Here is a 15,745-nt window from a genome sequence, read left to right as displayed (position 1 = left end):
AGCCTTTCTCCTCTAGCATGGCGCCTGCAAGTTACAGCGACTAGGCGGGCATGAAGAACGCGCGGAGCTGTAGGGGGACACTCTTTCACATAGGCGTTCAATGTCATTTTTTGGCGTTTCCGGAATGTATTATTCCGGCGAATCCCTTGCCGAGCACCGCATCGTGCTTGCCGAGGACTCCAACCTCTTTTCCTCGATGGTCTCGAAGCGGCTGAAAGAGCTGTTCGACATCGATGTCATCGTCTGCCGTGACTATGACGATCTGCAGTTCGCCGTCGAAAACGCGACATTCCCGGCCTCGCTCGCCATCTCCAACATCAACCTGCCGGGGGCGGAAAACGGCGAGGCGCTCAACTACCTGATCGAGATGAGCGTGCCGACGGTCGTCTTCACCGGCTCGTTCCAGGAATCGACGCGCGAGAAGATTCTGGCCAAGGAGATCGTCGACTACGTCATCAAGGACAGCGTCTTTGCCGTCGACATGCTGGCAGAATCGGTCTGCCGGTTCCTCACCAACCACAAGCACCATGTGCTGATCGTCGACGACAGTCCGACCGCACGCGCGCTGCTGACGACGCAGCTCAAGCGCTACAACTTCCGCACCAGCTCGGCCGAAAACGGCGCGATGGCGCTGGAGCTCCTCAAGAACAATCCGGACATCGGCCTCGTCATCACCGACTACAACATGCCTGATATCGACGGCTTCGAGCTGACGCGGCGCATTCGCAGTTCCTACGGGCCGCACCAGCTGCGCATCATCGGTGTTTCGTCGTCGACCAACCGCCTTCTGTCGGCGCGCTTCCTCAAGGCCGGCGGCAACGACTTCGTCGTTCGTCCCTTCGTCAACGAGGAATTCTACTGCCGCGTCAACCAGAACCTGGATACGCTGACCAAGATCCGCACACTCAGTGAAAAAGTTAGGGTTCCTGCTTAACCATCAAAGCAGGATGGGTAAAAACCCCTAAGAATTATTGGGTGGGTGCACCAAAAACGCCGCGCACAGGTTGCCGTATTAACGAAATTGCAATCCGAACGGTCTTCAATCCGCCGCAGCAGGAGCGGGGAACCCGGTCACACGGATCACGCCGGCCGAAAGGCCAGGCGCGGCAAGTGGCCGGGTTGAAGATTTCGGGAGCCAGCGTCACCCCTTGAGGGAAGCACGCCTGTGGCTCGAGAGGGGTTGCAGGGACGTGAGATTGCGCCGCACGCCAGGCCGGGTGAATTCTGTGCAGAAGCACAGTGACAAGCGCATGCTGCTTGTCGAAGATTCCCGGATGTTTGCGACGGCGCTGAAGTACGGGCTTGAGTCCGTCCACGGCATTCGCGTTACCCATTGCAACTCGCTGGCGGCGCTGAAGGAAGCGCTGGAGCAGGCGCCGGAGAGCTTCTCGCTCGCCGTTCTCGATCTCAACCTGCCGGATGCGCCCAATTGCGAGGCGCTCGAATTCATCCTCGACAACCAGGTGCCGGCCGTCGTCTTCACCGCGGCCTTCAACGACCATACGCGCGAGGAAATCCTCAGGCGCGGCGCGCTCGATTGTGTCATCAAGCACCAGCCGGAATCGATCAATCTCTTGATTGGCGCCGTTGATCGGGCGCTGACCAACGGCAAGACGACGGTGTTGCTTGCTGATTCCGATGCCGCCTCGCGCAGCGAACTGGCCGGCATCTTGAGGCGCAAGCGGATTTCCGTCTGCGAGGTCGCATCTGCCGCCGATGCGCTGCAGGTGCTCGACAGCGGCGAGGCCGTCGATCTCGTCGTCACCGACCTTGATCTCTCCGACATGTCCGGCGCAGCGCTGCTTGCCGAGGTGGAACGGCGGCGGGGCGACGGTGCGGTGCCGGTCATCGGTCTCTCCGACAGCGGCGACCGGCGTGCCGGCGCCCGTTTCCTCGAAGCGGGCGGTACGGATTTCATTCAGAAGCCCTTCCTCGAAGCGGAGTTCAATGGGCGCATTGCGCAGGCGGCCGGCGTGCAGAAGCGGCTGCAGACGCTGCAGCGGCAGGCGGCCAGCGACTACCTCACCGACCTCTACAACCGCCGACACTTCTTCGTGGCGGGGCCGCGGCTGGTCGAGCAGTGCCTCAGGCGCGGCGAGCCGACGGCGATCGCCGTGCTTGATATCGATCATTTCAAGCGCCTCAACGACACCTATGGCCACGAGATCGGCGACATCGTGCTGAAGCATGTGGCCAAGCGCCTCTCCGTGCTCGTTGGCGAGGACCATCTGCTCGCCCGCCTCGGCGGCGAGGAGTTCGGCATCCTCTTCAACGGCTGCGACGTGCGGCGCGCCTTCGCCTTTTGCGACGCGCTGCGCCTGGAACTCGCAAAATCCCGCATCGTCGCCGACGACGAGGAGCTGACGATTACCGTCTCGATCGGGCTTGCCACGATCGAGACCTCGGAGGCCTTCGAGAACTACCTGCATGCCGCCGACCAGTTTCTCTACATGGCCAAGCATGCCGGCCGGAACCGGGTGATTTCCGAGTTGGCGCTGCTCGACGCGCTGGCCTCGTAAACTGCCGGGCCAGACCGGCAGGCCCACCCTCGGAAATAATGATCCGTCACCTGTCGGCTTGGAACGAAGTCGATCGTCCTTCGGTTACCGCCCATGATCAGGCGGCACGAGGAGGACCAAATCATGACCAATGTCGTTTCAAATCTCTGGTTTGCGAAGGAGGCGCGCCAGGCCGTCGACTTCTATGTTTCGCTCGTTCCCAATTCGGCAATCATCCGCGTCACCACCTTGCCGGCGGAAAGCCCGAGCGGACCGCCCGGCAGCGTGACGACCATCGAGTTCACGCTCGGCAACCAGGAATTCCTGGCGCTCGAAGCCGGGCCCCTCGATCCGTTCAACCATTCCTTCTCGATCATGATCCAGTGCGATACCCAGGAGGAGATCGACCGGATTTGGAACGCGATCAGCGAAAACGGTGGACAGATCGAACAATGCGGCTGGATCCGCGACCGCTGGGGGTTGTGCTGGCAGATCGTGCCAAGGGTGCTCGGCGACATGGTCGCCCATTCCGACCGTGCGCGCGCCAAGCGCGTCACGGAGGCGATGCTCGGTATGATCAAGCTCGATATCGCCGAACTGGAGCGGGCGTTTCACGGCTAGAAGCCGGTTGTCTCGTGGGTGCAGGACCCGCAAGTTATGGAAGCGGCAGGCGGGCCATGCCCCGCCTCCAGCGACGCTCGAGATGCCAGGCACAAGGCCGCCTGCCTGTGCAACCATGGGGCGCTTTTTGGCGCGAAGACATCTACCCGTTTATGAGGGAACCTTTTATCGGATGACAAGGCTGGCCGGCGCGGGGGCACTTGGAAGCGCACTGGCTGTTGGGGGGAGACGACGTGAATTTACAGATGTTTACGAGTGTTGATGGCCGTATCGGACGTCAGGCCTGGTGGTTGGCGCAGATCGTTATCTGCATTGCGGCGATAGCCGCGATGTTCGCCGGCGGGGCGTTGTTGGCGCTTTCGGGCGTCGACAATTATGCCGCGGGCTTCAGCCTTATGCATATGCTTGTCATCCTCATCATCGCCGCGAGTTTCTATTTCGGCTTCACGGTCAACACCGAGCGCTGGCACGACCATGGCCGTTCCGGGTGGTGGAACCTTGCGCTGTTCGTCCCGGTCGTCGGGCCGCTCTTGGGCCTCGTCATGTTGGGCTACCTCGCGAGCGAGGAGGGTGACAACCGCTTTGGTCCGCCGGTCCTACGCTTCGTCGGAGGTGGTGCCGCGCGCTTCGGCCGCGCCGGTCAGTGACGCCGGGCTGTAAGTCAAAGGGCTAAGGCGACGTTTGTGTGCGTCCGACAGAACGAGTGTCGCCTTCGGCGTTCATTTTTCGCCCCTGCACGTGCCAAGCGCGTGACGGTGGAGATGCCGGGCATGATCAAGCCGGATATTGCCAAGATTGAGCGTGCAAACAGCTTTGGGCCCCCGGCCGTCGGGCGTCGAGCCTTGCCGGTGCCGGATCGGTCTCGGGCTATGCCGGTCCGCCAGGACGAAGGCCGACCTTTCGGTCGTGCCCCTCAATCGCTTTACTTGCTCTTCTGCGGATAGATCGTTTCGCCGCGCTTCAGCATCTCGACGAAGGTCTCGATCTTCTTTTTGCGCCCGGCTTCGGTCTTCATGTTGTGGGTGCGGAAGGCGAGCGCGAAGCGGTTCTGTGCGCTGAGCTTGCCAAGCATTTCGCGGGCTTCGGGCTCAGCGTCGATCGCCGCCTGCAGGTCGTCGGGGATCTGCATGTCCTTGCCGCTGGCATAGGCGCGGTCCCAGCGGCCGTCGGCCTTGGCGGCATCGACCTGTTTGAGCCCGTGCTCGGTCATACGGCCCTCGGCAATCAGGCGCGAGACATTGTCGACATTGATCTGGCTCCAGATGCTCTTCTTGCCGCGCGGCGAATAGCGCTGGAGGAAACTCCTGTCGTCGTGCCCCTTGCGCACGCCGTCGATCCAACCCCAGCAGAGCACCGCGTCGATCGCCTCCTTGGGCGTGACCGAGGCGAGGCCGGAGCTGACCTTGTGGGTCTTGATCCACACTTCGGTTTCGCTCTGGTGGTGGGTGGCGAGCCAGTCGTAAAAGCTCTGGAAGTCCTTGAATTCATGAACCTTGGCGGGATCGATCTCCACGGGGGCCATCGTTTGGCGTGCTCCTCGCTCTCCTGAAACGCCGACCATTCAATCCAAAACAGCGGCGCGTGCAAGCGCCAGGACGGCACAAGCGGAAAGTGTCACCAACGAAAAAGGGCGGAGAAGCTCCGCCCTTGTCTGATCCATCTGATCTGCCGCTTATCGCGCCATCTGCAGCGTCAGCTTGCGGTCGGCGCGCTCCTGCTGCGGCGAGCGGTTGTAGAGTTCGCGATAACACTTGGAGAAGTGCGAGGCGGAGACGAAGCCGCAGGCTACGGCCACTTCGACCACCGGCATCGACGACTGGATCAAGAGGTGCCTTGCGCGATCGAGGCGGATTTCGAGATAGTAGCGTGCAGGCGAGCGGCCCATTTCCTGGCGGAAGAGGCGCTCGATCTGGCGGCGGGAGAGATCGGCGCCCTCGGCGATTTCGAGCAGCGAAAGCGGCTCGGCGAGGTTTGCCTCCATCAGTTCGATGATGGACAGCACCTTGGCGTTCTGCACGCCGAGACGGGCGCGCAGCGGCAGGCGCTGGCGGTCATGGGGCCCGCGCACGCGATCGGTCAGCGCCTGTTCGCAGACGCGGTTGACGAGGCTCTCGCCGAAATCCTGGTCGATCAGGTTCAGCATCATGTCGAGCGAGGCGGTGCCGCCGGCGCAGGTGTAGATGTTGCTGTCGATTTCGTAGAGGTCGGCATAGACGTCGACCTGCGGGAAGCTTTCGGAAAAGCCCGGCAGGTTTTCCCAGTGGATGGCGCAGCGCTTGCCGGTCAGAAGACCGGCCGACGCCAGCACATGGGCGCCGGTACAGAGGCTGCCGACGGCGACGCCGCGATTGTAGACCTCGCGCAGCCAGGCATTGACCGACTTGTTGTTGAAGTCCTCGACATAGATGCCGGAACAGACCAGCACCATCGAGGGGCGGTTTTCGCCGCCGAGAAACTTGCGCTCGTCTGCAAGCGACGAGTTGACCTCGAGCGCGATACCGCTCGACGACAGGACCTTTTCGCCGTCGGACGATGCGAGGCGCCAGGAATAGGCCTCGTAGCCGAGCATGCGGTTGGCGATGCGGAGCGTTTCGATCGCCGCCGAAAAGGGCAGCATGGAAAAGTTCGGCACCAGGAAGAAGACGAGAGAACGCTTTTTGGTCAGTGGCTTGTTCATGAGGCTTCCCATGCTTGGCGATGCGGTATATTCGTCGCTTGGAAGATACTCTTCGGCTTGTCTGTTTGCGACATTCGCATGGATAGCAGCGACCGCAAAGAGATTTCGCATTGCGACATCGCGCGGTGAAAGGCGGCTCGGCCCCGCTTTCAGGCTTTTGTAAGGAAAGCGGCAGTTTTTACAGCGCTGTTGACGCTATCGGACAAGAACTGCCAGAGATACGCAACATTCGCAAAGCGCTCTCCAGGGTTGTGTTTGCCGATTGCGACGCTTCACACGGCTGGTGCGGGTGTCGGTAAAAGACAAGTGGACCTCGTGGGATCGATCGCTAGCCTGATTAACGGCACTGCGAGTAGAGGTGCGAGCCAAATCGGCCGATGATCACACACCATTGGCGGCGCGTGCTTTCGACATTACATGCGATGCGGCGGTCTCTTTGGAAGGGTACTTTGCGTGGGGCAGAATCAGCCAACAGCTCTGAGGCGCGCCGTTTCGCTGCTGAAGGCCCTGTGGACTGTTTCGGTCATCGTCGCGACAACCGCCATCGGTGCCCACGCCGGATGGTTGGGCCACGGCATCGTGGGGTCGTTGGCGCTCGGGTTCGTGGGGCTTGTCGCCGGCTGTTTCCTCAGTCGGCCGTCGCTTCTCGCAGAGTTGCTGACCTAGGCCGCATTGCGTTTCGGATTGCGCGACGACACGTTCGAACGCAAAGGAAAAGGGCACCGCCTTGTCGGCGATGCCCTTCGATTCATCCGGATCGTGACGCCCTCAGAAGGGACAGATCACGCCGTCATTCATTGTTCGGTCTTATGCACCGCATCGTCCACCGACGGGAAGCCGATGTCCTTCAGCGTGTCATAGGACAGGTTCTCGAGGGCCCGTTCCTGGCGATAACGCTTCCATACTGCCCAGGCACGAACCTGCAGATTGAAGAGACCCGGAAGGGACGAGTGGGAGGATGCCCGTTCCGAGGCCGATGAAAACTGAGTGTTGGACATTTCATGGCTCCTTCTGAGTGTCTCAGCCGGTCGCGACCATGATGGTATTTATGGCCTAACCTGACTTATCATTCCAACGAATATGTTTGATGCCTTTCATCAAACATGGTGATTGATTAGCGGGTCCGCAAACATCACGTCGTCACGGACTCTCTGTGGCAGTTTGGCGAGTTCGCGCCGGGCTTCCACCCGATTCCGCGCGATCTGTTTTTCGCGTCGTTGCCTTGCAACACCGTCGAGGACGGCGATCATTTGATTGAGGGCGTTGAGGACCATGTCGTTGCTCCTGCTATGCTCTTTTTTTACCACTGCCTGCGGCAGGCGGCTGTTACGGAGGGAACTCTTCGAAGCGGCGATAACAAGGGCTGCGGTGGACATGCGTTTCTCCTTCCTGCGTCGTCCTTGAGCTTGACTATCGGCCATTGCTGATGTTCAATCAAACGAAATGAAGTGAAGCTATCTTTCAGTTTTTTTGAATGAGGTTGACGCCATGAACATGCTGATGCGCCATGCGCTTCCGCTTCTCGAAATGGACGTGCTGAAGACTTTCATCGCGATTGCCGAGACCGGCAACTTCACCACCGCCGCCGAAACCGTCTACCGCACGCCGTCGGCTGTCTCGATGCAGATCAAGAAGCTCGAAGAGATGCTCGGCTGTACGCTGTTCCTGCGAGACGCCCGCTCGGTCACCTTGACGCCGAAGGGCGAGTTGCTGCTCGGCTTTGCCCGCCGCCTGCTGTCGCTCAACAACGAAACGGTTTCCCGCTTTCTCTTGCCGGATATGAACGGCGTCGTGCGCGTCGGCGCGCCTGAGGACGTTGGCGAGCGCATCCTGCCCGAGGTGCTGAAGCGTTTCGCCGAATCCTATCCGAACGTCACGGTCGATGTGTCGATCGGCATGAGCAACGCCATGCGCAAGAAGGTGGACGAGCACCGGCTCGATATCGCCATCTTCAACAGCCTGACCGAGGGAACGCCCCGCAATGGCGAAATTCTGATGCAGGAAAAGCTGGTCTGGGCCGGCGCAAAGTGCGGCAGCGCGCATCTGAAGGATCCGCTGCCGGTGTCGATGTGGGAGGACGGCTGCGTCTGGCGGGCGGATGCGGTAGAGAAACTCGCGCGCGCCGGCCGCAAGTTCCGCATTGCGTTCCTCAGCGCCTATACCACCGGGCAGCGCGCCGCCGTGCTTGCCGGTCTCGCGATCGCGCCGCTGCCGCGTTACCTCGTCCAGGGGGAAATGGTGCAACTCGGCGAGCGCGACGGCCTGCCGGATCTCGGCCACTACAATATCGGCCTGCAGGTGATCAGCGATGCGCCGGCGCCTGTACTGGCGGTCGCCGACCATGTGCGCGACGCGTTCGCCGATCTGCAGGTCCAGTAAGGGGAGATATCGCGGTTGCGCTCTTCCCGGTCGCTGCCCACCGCCTTCCTGTCGTCCTGGCCACTTTCGTCGAGTGCCCGGCCATGAGCGAACGGTCGCGCGTTCTCGATCCGATCGACCGCCTGTCGGAGATCATCTTCGGCCTCTTGATGGCGCTGTCCTTCACGGGAACCATGAGCACGGTCACGGCCGGCGAGGGCGGTGTCAATGCCGTGCTCGTCGCCGCCCTCGGCTGCAACATCGCCTGGGGCATCGTCGACGGCGTCATGTATGTGCTGACGACGGTGGTGGAGCGCGTGCGACGGCGCGGTTTTCTCGACAGGCTCAGGTCTGAGCGGCTCGATCGCGCCCGCGAACTGTTTCTCGAAAGCCTGCCGGACGATGTGCGCCGCGTCTCTTCGCCCAAGGAAACGGAAGCGCTGCTTGTCCGGGTGAGGGCCCTTTCCGCCGATCCCAGGCACAGGGTGGTGACTGCGCACGACCTTAAGGCAGCCGCCGCGATCTTCCTGCTGGTCGTCGCCTCGACGTTGCCGCCAAGCATTCCCTTCCTGCTGACGGACAATGTCGCGCTCGCCATGCGCGCCTCCAACGCCATTGCGCTCGTCATGCTCTTCGTCATCGGCGCGCGCCTCGGCCGCTACATGGGCCGAAGCCCCTGGCCGATGGCCTTTGCGATGGCTGCGATCGGCGCGGTTCTGGTGGCGGTGACGATCCTCTTTGGCGGATAACTTTCGCCCTTGAGCGACGAGGGTTCGCTCACACCTTGATCGGTGCCTGGCGGATGTGGATTTCGATCAGCCGTTTCAGTTCGGGCAGATCCCGGGCTTCCAGCGCGTCGACCATCAGGTGGTGCTCGCGGGCCGATTGCTCGATGCGGGCGCGGGTGCGCCATTGCGATACCGGGGCCGATACGGTGCGCTGGCGGATTTCGGCAACGACGTCGACGAGTTCGGAATTGCCCGAGAGCATGAGAAGCGCGCGGTGGAAGGCGAGGTTGGCGTCATAGTGCTCCATGATGGAGCCGCGAAACGACATCTCGTCGAACTGCCGGGCGAGTTGCCGCAGTTCGGCGATGGTGGCGGGCGTTGCATTGGCAACCATGCGGTCGGCGACGCCGGTTTCGAGAATCACGCGGATATCGCTGATTTCCTGCGTGCGCTGGTCGTCGAGTTCATAGACCTGGTAGCCGCGGTTGGGATTGTGCTGCACCAGCCTGCGCTGCGACAGCCGGTCGAGCGCCCGGCGCACCTCCGGCCGCGTGCAGTCGTAGCGGCGCTCCAGGTCGATCTGCTTCAGCCAGGCGCCGGCCGGCAGGGTCCCGGTCAGGATGTCGTGCAGCAGGAGGTCGGTAACGTCCTTCTTGTCCTCGGGCTTTTCCTCGGGCGCCAGCATTTCCGTCAGATCGTCGCTCATTCCTGCCTTACACTCTCTTTCCGCCTGTCACCGGCCTCTGACGCACGTTGCTGGTGCATGTCCCAAGTCCCCGGCGCGTGCCTCGCGTCGCCCGCCGCAGCGGAATTGGCTCCATTTTTGGAGAAACTATGATGCTGTCGTGAACAATTCAATGCGGGAGAGCGGCGTTGCCTGCCTGCCTCTCGCCGTTGTGCACATCGCTCGAAATGTTTCAGGACCCTCTTGTGTATCCAAAAATGTTATCATAAATTGGCGCCAATTCTGGTTACTATTGTTGCGGAAGTCAAGAAACGATGAAAAATGCCGATGCCGTCTGGGACCTCCTCGAAGCCAAGCGCGAACGGTTCTTCGTGCTCAGCGACCGGGTCTGGGATACGCCGGAAACCAATTACGAGGAGTTTTCCTCGTCGGCCGAACACGCCGCGCTGCTGGAGGCCGAAGGTTTCCGTGTGTCGCGCGGCATCGCCGGCATGCCGACGGCGGTCATGGGCGACGCGGGCGAGGGCGGACCGGTCATTGCCATTCTCGGCGAGTTCGATGCGCTGCCGGGCCTCAGCCAGGAGGCCGGCATTGCCGAGGAACGGCCTCTGGTCGACGGCGGCAATGGCCATGGCTGCGGCCACAATCTGCTCGGCGCCGGCGCGATGATGGCGGCGACCGCCGTCAAGGATTACCTCGCGGCCAGCGGCATCAAGGGGCGGGTGCGCTATTACGGGTGCCCGGCGGAAGAGGGCGGCTCGTCCAAGGGCTTCATGGTGCGCGCTGGCGTGTTCGACGATGTAGATATCGCGATTTCCTGGCACCCCGCACCCTTTGCCGGCGTCAACAACCCCATTTCGCTTGCCTGCAACGAGCTCGACTTCCGCTTCAGCGGCCGGGCGTCGCATGCATCGGCTGCCCCCCATCTCGGCCGCAGCGCGCTCGATGCGCTCGAACTGATGAATGTCGGCGTCAACTATCTTCGCGAACACATGCCATCGTCGGCGCGCATCCACTATGCGGTGACGGACACCGGCGGCAACGCGCCGAACGTGGTGCAGGCCCGCGCCAAGGCGCGCTATCTCGTGCGCGCCCGCAGCCTGCCGGAACTGCTCGATCTCGTGGAACGTGTCCGCAGCGTTGCCAAGGGCGCGGCGCTGATGACCGGCACCACGGTCACGGACGAGATCGTCAGCGGCGACGCCAACCTCGTCGGAAACACCCCGCTCGAAGCGCTGATGCACCGCCAGCTTGAGCATCTGGGACCGCCGCAGTTCGACGAGGACGATCGGCGGACGGCGGCAAAGTTCCAGGAGACCTTTACCGGCGAGGATATCGCCTCTGCCTTCGAGCGTTTCGGGCTCAAGCTGCGACGGGGCGTTTCGCTCTGCGACACGATCTTTCCGCCGGAAAACGGCGCCGGCACGCTTGTCGGCTCCACCGATGTCGGAACGGTGAGCTGGGTGGTGCCGACCGTGCAGATGCGCGGCGCGACCTACGCGATCGGCACGCCCGGCCATTCCTGGCAGCTGGTGGCGCAAGGCAAGCTGCCGGCCGCCCACAAGGGCATGGAGCACGCGGCCAAGGTGATGGCGAGCACGGCGGTGGAGCTGATCCTCGATCCCGCGCTCATTGCCGCCGCCAAGGCCGACCATGCCGTAAGGCTCGAGGGCACGCCCTTCGTCAATCCCATTCCTGACGATGTCGACCCGCCGATCCCCGGGGTGAGCCATGGTTAAGTCATCGATCGACAAGCGAAGGGAGGCGCTGCGATGACTGAGCCCGGTTTCCTCGACATCATCAGCTTCGGGCCGGACGGCTGGGGCCCGGCGCTTGCCGCCGGCGCCTGGATGACGATCCTGATCGCGATTGCCGGTTTTGCGATCGGCGGCCTCATCGGCACCTTCGGCGCCTGGGCGAAGATCTCCGGCGGCCCGGTCGTCCGTGGCTGCGCCGAGGCCTACACGACGGTCCTTCGCGGCATTCCCGACCTCCTGGTCATCTATCTCTTCTATTTCGGCGGCAGCGCCGTGGTGACGGCCGTCGGCCAATTGTTCGGTGCGGAGGGTTTCGTCAGCTTCCCCGGCTTCATCGCCGGTGCGCTTGCGGTCGGCATCACCTCAGGCGCCCAGCAGACCGAGGTCTATCGCGGCGCCTTCCGCGCCGTGCATCCGGGCGAGTTGGAGGCGGCAACCGCCTGCGGCATGGGCCGGCTCCTCAAGTCTCGCCGCATCATTGCACCCTTGACGCTGCGTTATGCGCTGCCCGGTCTCGGCAATGTCTGGCAGGTGGTGTTGAAGGAGTCAGCACTGGTCTCGGTCACGGGTGTCGTCGAACTCTTGCGTCAGGCTCAGATCGGCGCCGGATCGACCAGCCGTCCCTTCGACTTCTTCTTCATTGCAGCCATGATCTATCTCGCGATTTCGACCGTGTCGGGCCTGGTTCTTCAGGTTACCGAGCGCCGGTTCTCGCGCGGCGTCAGGAGGGGCTGATGGATATCAAATTTGCCATCGAAACCTTCTGGAGCTTGGCGACGGCGCTGCCGCTGACGCTGGAGCTTGCCGCGACATCGATCGCGCTTGGTTCGGTGCTGGCTCTTGGGCTGGCGCTCTCCCGTCTGTCGGGCATTCTTGCGCTCGATCTCTTTGCCCGCACTTACGTGTTCCTGTTTCGCGGAACGCCGCTGCTCGTGCAGATCTTCCTGATCTATTACGGCCTCAGCCAGTTTCCCGCCGTTCGCCACAGCATCTTCTGGCCGCTTCTGCGCGAACCCTACTGGTGCGCCGTGCTGGCGCTGATGCTGAACACGGCCGCCTATGCGAGCGAAATCATCCGCGGCGGCCTCCTTTCGGTTCCGCACGGCCAGGTCGAGGCAGCGCGGGCCTGCGGCATGGGGCGCGTCATGATCTTTCGGCGCATCGTCATGCCGCAGGCGCTGCGCCAGGCATTGCCCGGTTACGGCAACGAGATGATCTCCATGGTCAAGGCGACCTCGCTCGCCTCGATCATCACGCTGATGGAAATCACCGGCGTCGCCGCCAAGCTGATCTCGGAGAGCTACCGGGTGATCGAGGTCTTCGTCGTCGCCGGTCTCATCTATCTCGCCATCAACTTCGCGCTGACCCGGCTCGTTGCGTTTGCCGAACACCGGTTTAACCCGCAGCTGCGCGCGCCATTGCCGATCTCCGCCGAACTCAAGGGAGAAGCCCATTGAACATGTCCGCCGCCGTCACCGCACCGGTCGCGATCCGCGTGCACGACCTTCACAAGAGTTTCGGCCCGGTCGAGGTGCTGAAAGGCGTGTCGCTCGACGCGCGCGAGGGTGAGGTGATTTCCATCCTCGGATCCTCCGGCTCCGGCAAGTCGACGCTGCTTCGCTGCATCAACATGCTGGAGGTTCCGAATTCGGGCACGATCGAGGTCGCCGGCGAGGCGATCCGGCTGAAGACATCGAACGATGGGCGCAGCCGCCCGGCCGACCAGAAACAGGTGGACCGCATCCGCTCCGAACTCGGCATGGTGTTTCAGAGCTTCAATCTCTGGTCCCACAAGACCGTGCTTGAAAACGTCATCGAGGCGCCGGTGCATGTGCTGAAGCGCCCGCGCGTCGAGGCGATCGAGGAGGCCGAAGCCCTGCTTGCCAAGGTCGGCATCGCCGACAAGCGCAACCATTATCCCTCGCATCTCTCCGGCGGCCAGCAGCAGCGCGCCGCGATCGCCCGTGCGCTTGCCATGCGCCCGAAGGCGATGCTCTTCGACGAACCGACCTCGGCGCTCGACCCGGAACTGGTCGGCGAGGTGCTGCGCGTCATGCGCGGTCTGGCGGAGGAGGGGCGCACCATGCTGGTCGTCACCCACGAGATGGGCTTTGCCCGCGACGTCTCGAGCCGCGTCGTCTTCGTACACAAGGGCACGATCGAGGAGGAGGGGCCGCCGCACGAGGTCTTCACCCATTCGAAGTCCGAACGCTTCCGCCAGTTCATCAAGAGTTGAAGCCTGTCGTGATCGGCGGGCCGAAAAACAAAGCAATCAACATCCACAAAAGGGGAATGCTGCAATGAAAAAGACCACCGCAATCATGGCATCGGCGCTTGCCGTTGCCGCGGGGCTGATGTCCATGCCGGCGCAGGCCGAAGACAAGAAGTGGACGAAGGTGACGATCGCCACCGAAGGTGCCTTTCCGCCCTATAACCTGACCAAGGCGGACGGCACGCTCGACGGCTACGAGATCGAGCTCAGCAAGATCCTCTGCGACCACATGAAGGTCGAATGCACCGTCATCGCGCAGTCCTTCGATGGCATGATCCCAGCGCTCAACGCCGGCAAGTTCGACGCGATCATGGCCGGCATGTCGGCCACCGAGAAGCGCAAGGAAGTCATCGACTTCTCGATGTCCTACGGCAGCACCGGCCAGGCCTTCGCGACGCTGAAGGGCGGTGATCTCGAAACCCTGCCGATGAAGGGCGAGCTCTTCTCGCTTGCCTCAAACGAGGCCGGCGCGCGCAAGGCGGTCGACGAGCTGAAGCCGCTGATCGAAGGCAAGACCATCGGCGTCCAGACCGCCTCGATCGCGGCGCGCTTCATCGACGAATATCTGAAGGACGTCGTCGAGGTGCGCGAATACAAGACGACCGAGCAGCACGATCTCGATCTCGTCGCCGGCCGCGTCGATTTCGTCATGGCGTCCATGGGCTACCTGAAGACGACCGTCGAAAAGCCCGCCAACAGCGACATGGTCATCACCGGCCCCCGCTTCCAGGGTGGCTTCCTCGGCGCCGGCAGCTCCGTTGGCCTGCGCAAGAGCGACCCCGAATTGAAGGCGCTGTTCGACGACGCAATTGCCGCTGCCAAGGCCGATGGTACCATCAAGCGCCTGTCGGAGAAGTGGTTCGGCTTCGACCTGACGCCGCAGTAATCCGGGTCGGTTCGCCCTCTCAACCAAAGCACCGCGCGTTCCGTCGAACGCGCGGTGTTTTCTGTGTTTGGAATGCCCCGCGCTTCCTCGCGCGCTTGCGAGGCGGTTGGCAGGGCTGTTTATTTAATAGCGACGCGCAGCGCGTGTGGACATCTTTCGAACACAATCGCTTCGTATAAGCCCATCTGTCGACATTTGCTTATGAGCGCTGAATGTGTTCGCCGCTCGCAACTGTCGCGTCGCTTTAGACTTTTGACCACGGATGTACTGGCACTGGTGTAAGAGCGATGATGAGGAAGGTCGGTGCGGTTTCGCCCCGGCCTTTTTTATTGCCGGATGATCACTTCAGCGTTTTCGACGCGAGCACAAAGTCGATCAGGTCGCCGACCGTGACGAGCTTTTCGACAGAGTCGTCGGTCAGATAGATCTCGAACTCTTCCTCCACCAACATCGCCAATTGAGACACTTCGAGCGAGTCGGCGCCCAGATCCTCTTCGATCTCGGCATCGTCTTTCACTTCGGAAGCCTTCACGCCGAGCAGCTCGACGAGGATCGCCTTTACGCGTTCGGAAACATCGGATCGTGTGGGTGCCATGGATCTACTCCCTCCCTTAAAGCATAACACAAAGGGGCACCTCGGCGAACTCCTGCGATATGTCGGCGAACGCGTCGATCGGGGTGCCGCCGAGCGATCTGAAACCCTGAAGATCGACTACAGGCCGCGCTATACGCCCCTGTTGCGCGCGCTTGCCGCCGGCGCCGAGACCGTCACCGAGATCACCAGCAACAGCAGTCTCACCCAGGGCGCGATCAGCCAGACGGTCAGCCTGATGCTGAAGGGCGGGCTCCTTGCCCGGCGCGGCCCCGACGACGGCAGGAAGACCGGCCTGCGGCTGACGAAAAAGGGCGTCGCCCTCCTGACAACTCTGGAGCCGCACCGGCAGATGACATTCCTGGCGATCCGGTGCCTCGAGCTGGAAATCGGATATCCGGTTCTTGCGGTGCTACAGGCGCTCGGGGCGGCGCTGGAGCGGGAAGGGTTCGCGAGCCGCCTGAAGGCCGCCCCCATCGTCAGGAGAAGGAGGCTTCCGGTGGCCGCTGAAGTCGGGACCAGAAACTGGTTCGATGCCGCAGCCACCGCCTATGCCCTGTTCCGGCCGGACTATGGTCGGTTCATGGAACGGCTTAAGGAAAAGCCTTCCTCGATCCAGCCTTGAGGGAGGCGCGGCAGCCACCGCGCCAAGCCCAATCCGGCGCGGCAAA

19 protein-coding genes are annotated in these 15,745 nt (G+C 62.4%); 13 read left to right on the top strand and 6 right to left on the bottom strand.

Annotation, left to right across the window (positions count from 1 at the left end):
* Positions 1-100: 100 nt before the first annotated feature.
* From FA04_RS09085 to FA04_RS09070, 4 genes are all read left to right on the top strand, one after another.
* Positions 101-934 (top strand): response regulator, encoded by an 834-nt coding sequence (locus FA04_RS09085; protein ID WP_034788121.1) that lies wholly within the window; start codon positions 101-103, stop codon positions 932-934.
* Between the two features lie 292 nt (positions 935-1,226).
* Positions 1,227-2,519 carry a GGDEF domain-containing protein gene (locus FA04_RS09080; RefSeq protein ID WP_226020692.1) on the top strand — a complete coding sequence of 431 codons (1,293 nt, stop codon included), beginning with the start codon at positions 1,227-1,229 and terminating at the stop codon, positions 2,517-2,519.
* 123 nt (positions 2,520-2,642) lie between these two features.
* A complete protein-coding gene (locus FA04_RS09075; RefSeq protein ID WP_034788525.1) occupies positions 2,643-3,119 on the top strand; it encodes a VOC family protein in 477 nt (158 codons plus the stop codon).
* Positions 3,120-3,319: 200 nt separating this feature from the next.
* Positions 3,320-3,766 (top strand): DUF805 domain-containing protein, encoded by a 447-nt coding sequence (locus tag FA04_RS09070; RefSeq protein ID WP_127889108.1) that lies wholly within the window; start codon positions 3,320-3,322, stop codon positions 3,764-3,766.
* Between the two features lie 275 nt (positions 3,767-4,041).
* Here FA04_RS09070 and FA04_RS09065 read toward each other — a convergent pair whose 3' ends face one another.
* On the bottom strand, positions 4,042-4,641 hold the full coding sequence (locus FA04_RS09065; RefSeq protein WP_034788129.1) for a YdeI/OmpD-associated family protein: 600 nt from the start codon (positions 4,639-4,641) through the stop codon (positions 4,042-4,044).
* Positions 4,642-4,791: 150 nt separating this feature from the next.
* The gene (locus FA04_RS09060; protein ID WP_034788530.1) at positions 4,792-5,796 is read right to left on the bottom strand and encodes a GlxA family transcriptional regulator; all 1,005 of its coding nucleotides are present in this window, start codon (positions 5,794-5,796) and stop codon (positions 4,792-4,794) included.
* A 453-nt stretch (positions 5,797-6,249) separates the two neighbouring features.
* Here FA04_RS09060 and FA04_RS09055 point away from each other — a divergent pair, with 453 nt between their 5' ends.
* Positions 6,250-6,462, top strand: coding sequence for a hypothetical protein (locus tag FA04_RS09055; RefSeq protein WP_034788132.1), 213 nt, complete (start codon positions 6,250-6,252; stop codon positions 6,460-6,462).
* A 128-nt stretch (positions 6,463-6,590) separates the two neighbouring features.
* Here FA04_RS09055 and FA04_RS09050 read toward each other — a convergent pair whose 3' ends face one another.
* Positions 6,591-6,794: a DUF1127 domain-containing protein gene (locus tag FA04_RS09050; RefSeq protein WP_034788135.1), complete on the bottom strand. Its 204-nt coding sequence runs from the start codon at positions 6,792-6,794 to the stop codon at positions 6,591-6,593.
* A gap of 99 nt (positions 6,795-6,893) precedes the next feature.
* Complete coding sequence (locus tag FA04_RS09045) at positions 6,894-7,172, bottom strand: hypothetical protein (RefSeq protein WP_051659126.1); 279 nt, start codon at positions 7,170-7,172, stop codon at positions 6,894-6,896.
* A 112-nt stretch (positions 7,173-7,284) separates the two neighbouring features.
* Between FA04_RS09045 and FA04_RS09040 the strand changes: the two genes are divergently transcribed.
* On the top strand, positions 7,285-8,175 hold the full coding sequence (locus FA04_RS09040; RefSeq protein WP_034788138.1) for a LysR substrate-binding domain-containing protein: 891 nt from the start codon (positions 7,285-7,287) through the stop codon (positions 8,173-8,175).
* Positions 8,176-8,258: 83 nt separating this feature from the next.
* On the top strand, positions 8,259-8,903 hold the full coding sequence (locus FA04_RS09035; protein ID WP_034788140.1) for a VIT1/CCC1 transporter family protein: 645 nt from the start codon (positions 8,259-8,261) through the stop codon (positions 8,901-8,903).
* Positions 8,904-8,931: 28 nt separating this feature from the next.
* Here FA04_RS09035 and FA04_RS09030 read toward each other — a convergent pair whose 3' ends face one another.
* The gene (locus tag FA04_RS09030) at positions 8,932-9,588 is read right to left on the bottom strand and encodes a GntR family transcriptional regulator (protein WP_034788143.1); all 657 of its coding nucleotides are present in this window, start codon (positions 9,586-9,588) and stop codon (positions 8,932-8,934) included.
* 293 nt (positions 9,589-9,881) lie between these two features.
* On the opposite strand from FA04_RS09030, the gene FA04_RS09025 reads away from it, so the two are divergent.
* The 5 genes from FA04_RS09025 to FA04_RS09005 all read left to right on the top strand — a co-directional run bounded on the left by FA04_RS09025 (position 9,882) and on the right by FA04_RS09005 (position 14,482).
* Positions 9,882-11,306: a M20 family metallopeptidase gene (locus FA04_RS09025; RefSeq protein WP_034788145.1), complete on the top strand. Its 1,425-nt coding sequence runs from the start codon at positions 9,882-9,884 to the stop codon at positions 11,304-11,306.
* A 33-nt stretch (positions 11,307-11,339) separates the two neighbouring features.
* A complete protein-coding gene (locus FA04_RS09020; protein WP_034788148.1) occupies positions 11,340-12,059 on the top strand; it encodes an ABC transporter permease in 720 nt (239 codons plus the stop codon).
* Positions 12,059-12,781, top strand: coding sequence for an ABC transporter permease (locus FA04_RS09015; RefSeq protein ID WP_034788151.1), 723 nt, complete (start codon positions 12,059-12,061; stop codon positions 12,779-12,781). Before FA04_RS09020 ends, FA04_RS09015 begins: the two co-directional genes overlap by 1 nt.
* A 2-nt stretch (positions 12,782-12,783) precedes the next feature.
* Positions 12,784-13,560, top strand: coding sequence for an ABC transporter ATP-binding protein (locus tag FA04_RS09010; RefSeq protein WP_034788153.1), 777 nt, complete (start codon positions 12,784-12,786; stop codon positions 13,558-13,560).
* Positions 13,561-13,624: 64 nt separating this feature from the next.
* Complete coding sequence (locus tag FA04_RS09005; RefSeq protein WP_034788156.1) at positions 13,625-14,482, top strand: transporter substrate-binding domain-containing protein; 858 nt, start codon at positions 13,625-13,627, stop codon at positions 14,480-14,482.
* Positions 14,483-14,822: 340 nt separating this feature from the next.
* Here the strand turns inward: FA04_RS09005 and FA04_RS09000 are convergent, their stop codons facing one another.
* Entirely contained in the window at positions 14,823-15,077 is a 255-nt protein-coding gene (locus FA04_RS09000) for an acyl carrier protein (protein WP_034788158.1), read from the bottom strand.
* Here FA04_RS09000 and FA04_RS08995 point away from each other — a divergent pair.
* Complete coding sequence (locus FA04_RS08995; protein ID WP_064816998.1) at positions 15,076-15,699, top strand: MarR family transcriptional regulator; 624 nt, start codon at positions 15,076-15,078, stop codon at positions 15,697-15,699. The two genes, FA04_RS09000 and FA04_RS08995, sit on opposite strands and share 2 nt — an antisense overlap.
* Positions 15,700-15,745: the final 46 nt, after the last annotated feature.

It is taken from the genome of Ensifer adhaerens, assembly GCF_000697965.2.
In the GTDB taxonomy this organism is placed as follows: Bacteria; Pseudomonadota; Alphaproteobacteria; order Rhizobiales; family Rhizobiaceae; genus Ensifer; species Ensifer adhaerens.
Note: the sequence above shows the minus strand (reverse complement) of the source record. Positions and strands in the feature narration are given on the sequence as shown.

What these genes read in the sequence shown, in the direction of transcription:
- FA04_RS09005 (WP_034788156.1), top strand. Translation starts at nt 13,625, where the DNA reads ATGAAAAAGACCACCGCAATCATGGCATCGGCGCTTGCCGTTGCCGCG.
- FA04_RS08995 (WP_064816998.1), top strand. Translation starts at nt 15,076, where the DNA reads ATGGATCTACTCCCTCCCTTAAAGCATAACACAAAGGGGCACCTCGGC.
- FA04_RS09025 (WP_034788145.1), top strand. Translation starts at nt 9,882, where the DNA reads ATGAAAAATGCCGATGCCGTCTGGGACCTCCTCGAAGCCAAGCGCGAA.
- FA04_RS09010 (WP_034788153.1), top strand. Translation starts at nt 12,784, where the DNA reads ATGTCCGCCGCCGTCACCGCACCGGTCGCGATCCGCGTGCACGACCTT.
- FA04_RS09040 (WP_034788138.1), top strand. Translation starts at nt 7,285, where the DNA reads ATGAACATGCTGATGCGCCATGCGCTTCCGCTTCTCGAAATGGACGTG.
- FA04_RS09045 (WP_051659126.1), bottom strand. Translation starts at nt 7,172, where the DNA reads ATGTCCACCGCAGCCCTTGTTATCGCCGCTTCGAAGAGTTCCCTCCGT.
- FA04_RS09050 (WP_034788135.1), bottom strand. Translation starts at nt 6,794, where the DNA reads ATGTCCAACACTCAGTTTTCATCGGCCTCGGAACGGGCATCCTCCCAC.
- FA04_RS09085 (WP_034788121.1), top strand. Translation starts at nt 101, where the DNA reads ATGTCATTTTTTGGCGTTTCCGGAATGTATTATTCCGGCGAATCCCTT.
- FA04_RS09060 (WP_034788530.1), bottom strand. Translation starts at nt 5,796, where the DNA reads ATGAACAAGCCACTGACCAAAAAGCGTTCTCTCGTCTTCTTCCTGGTG.
- FA04_RS09000 (WP_034788158.1), bottom strand. Translation starts at nt 15,077, where the DNA reads ATGGCACCCACACGATCCGATGTTTCCGAACGCGTAAAGGCGATCCTC.
- FA04_RS09075 (WP_034788525.1), top strand. Translation starts at nt 2,643, where the DNA reads ATGACCAATGTCGTTTCAAATCTCTGGTTTGCGAAGGAGGCGCGCCAG.
- FA04_RS09035 (WP_034788140.1), top strand. Translation starts at nt 8,259, where the DNA reads ATGAGCGAACGGTCGCGCGTTCTCGATCCGATCGACCGCCTGTCGGAG.
- FA04_RS09030 (WP_034788143.1), bottom strand. Translation starts at nt 9,588, where the DNA reads ATGAGCGACGATCTGACGGAAATGCTGGCGCCCGAGGAAAAGCCCGAG.
- FA04_RS09065 (WP_034788129.1), bottom strand. Translation starts at nt 4,641, where the DNA reads ATGGCCCCCGTGGAGATCGATCCCGCCAAGGTTCATGAATTCAAGGAC.
- FA04_RS09020 (WP_034788148.1), top strand. Translation starts at nt 11,340, where the DNA reads ATGACTGAGCCCGGTTTCCTCGACATCATCAGCTTCGGGCCGGACGGC.
- FA04_RS09015 (WP_034788151.1), top strand. Translation starts at nt 12,059, where the DNA reads ATGGATATCAAATTTGCCATCGAAACCTTCTGGAGCTTGGCGACGGCG.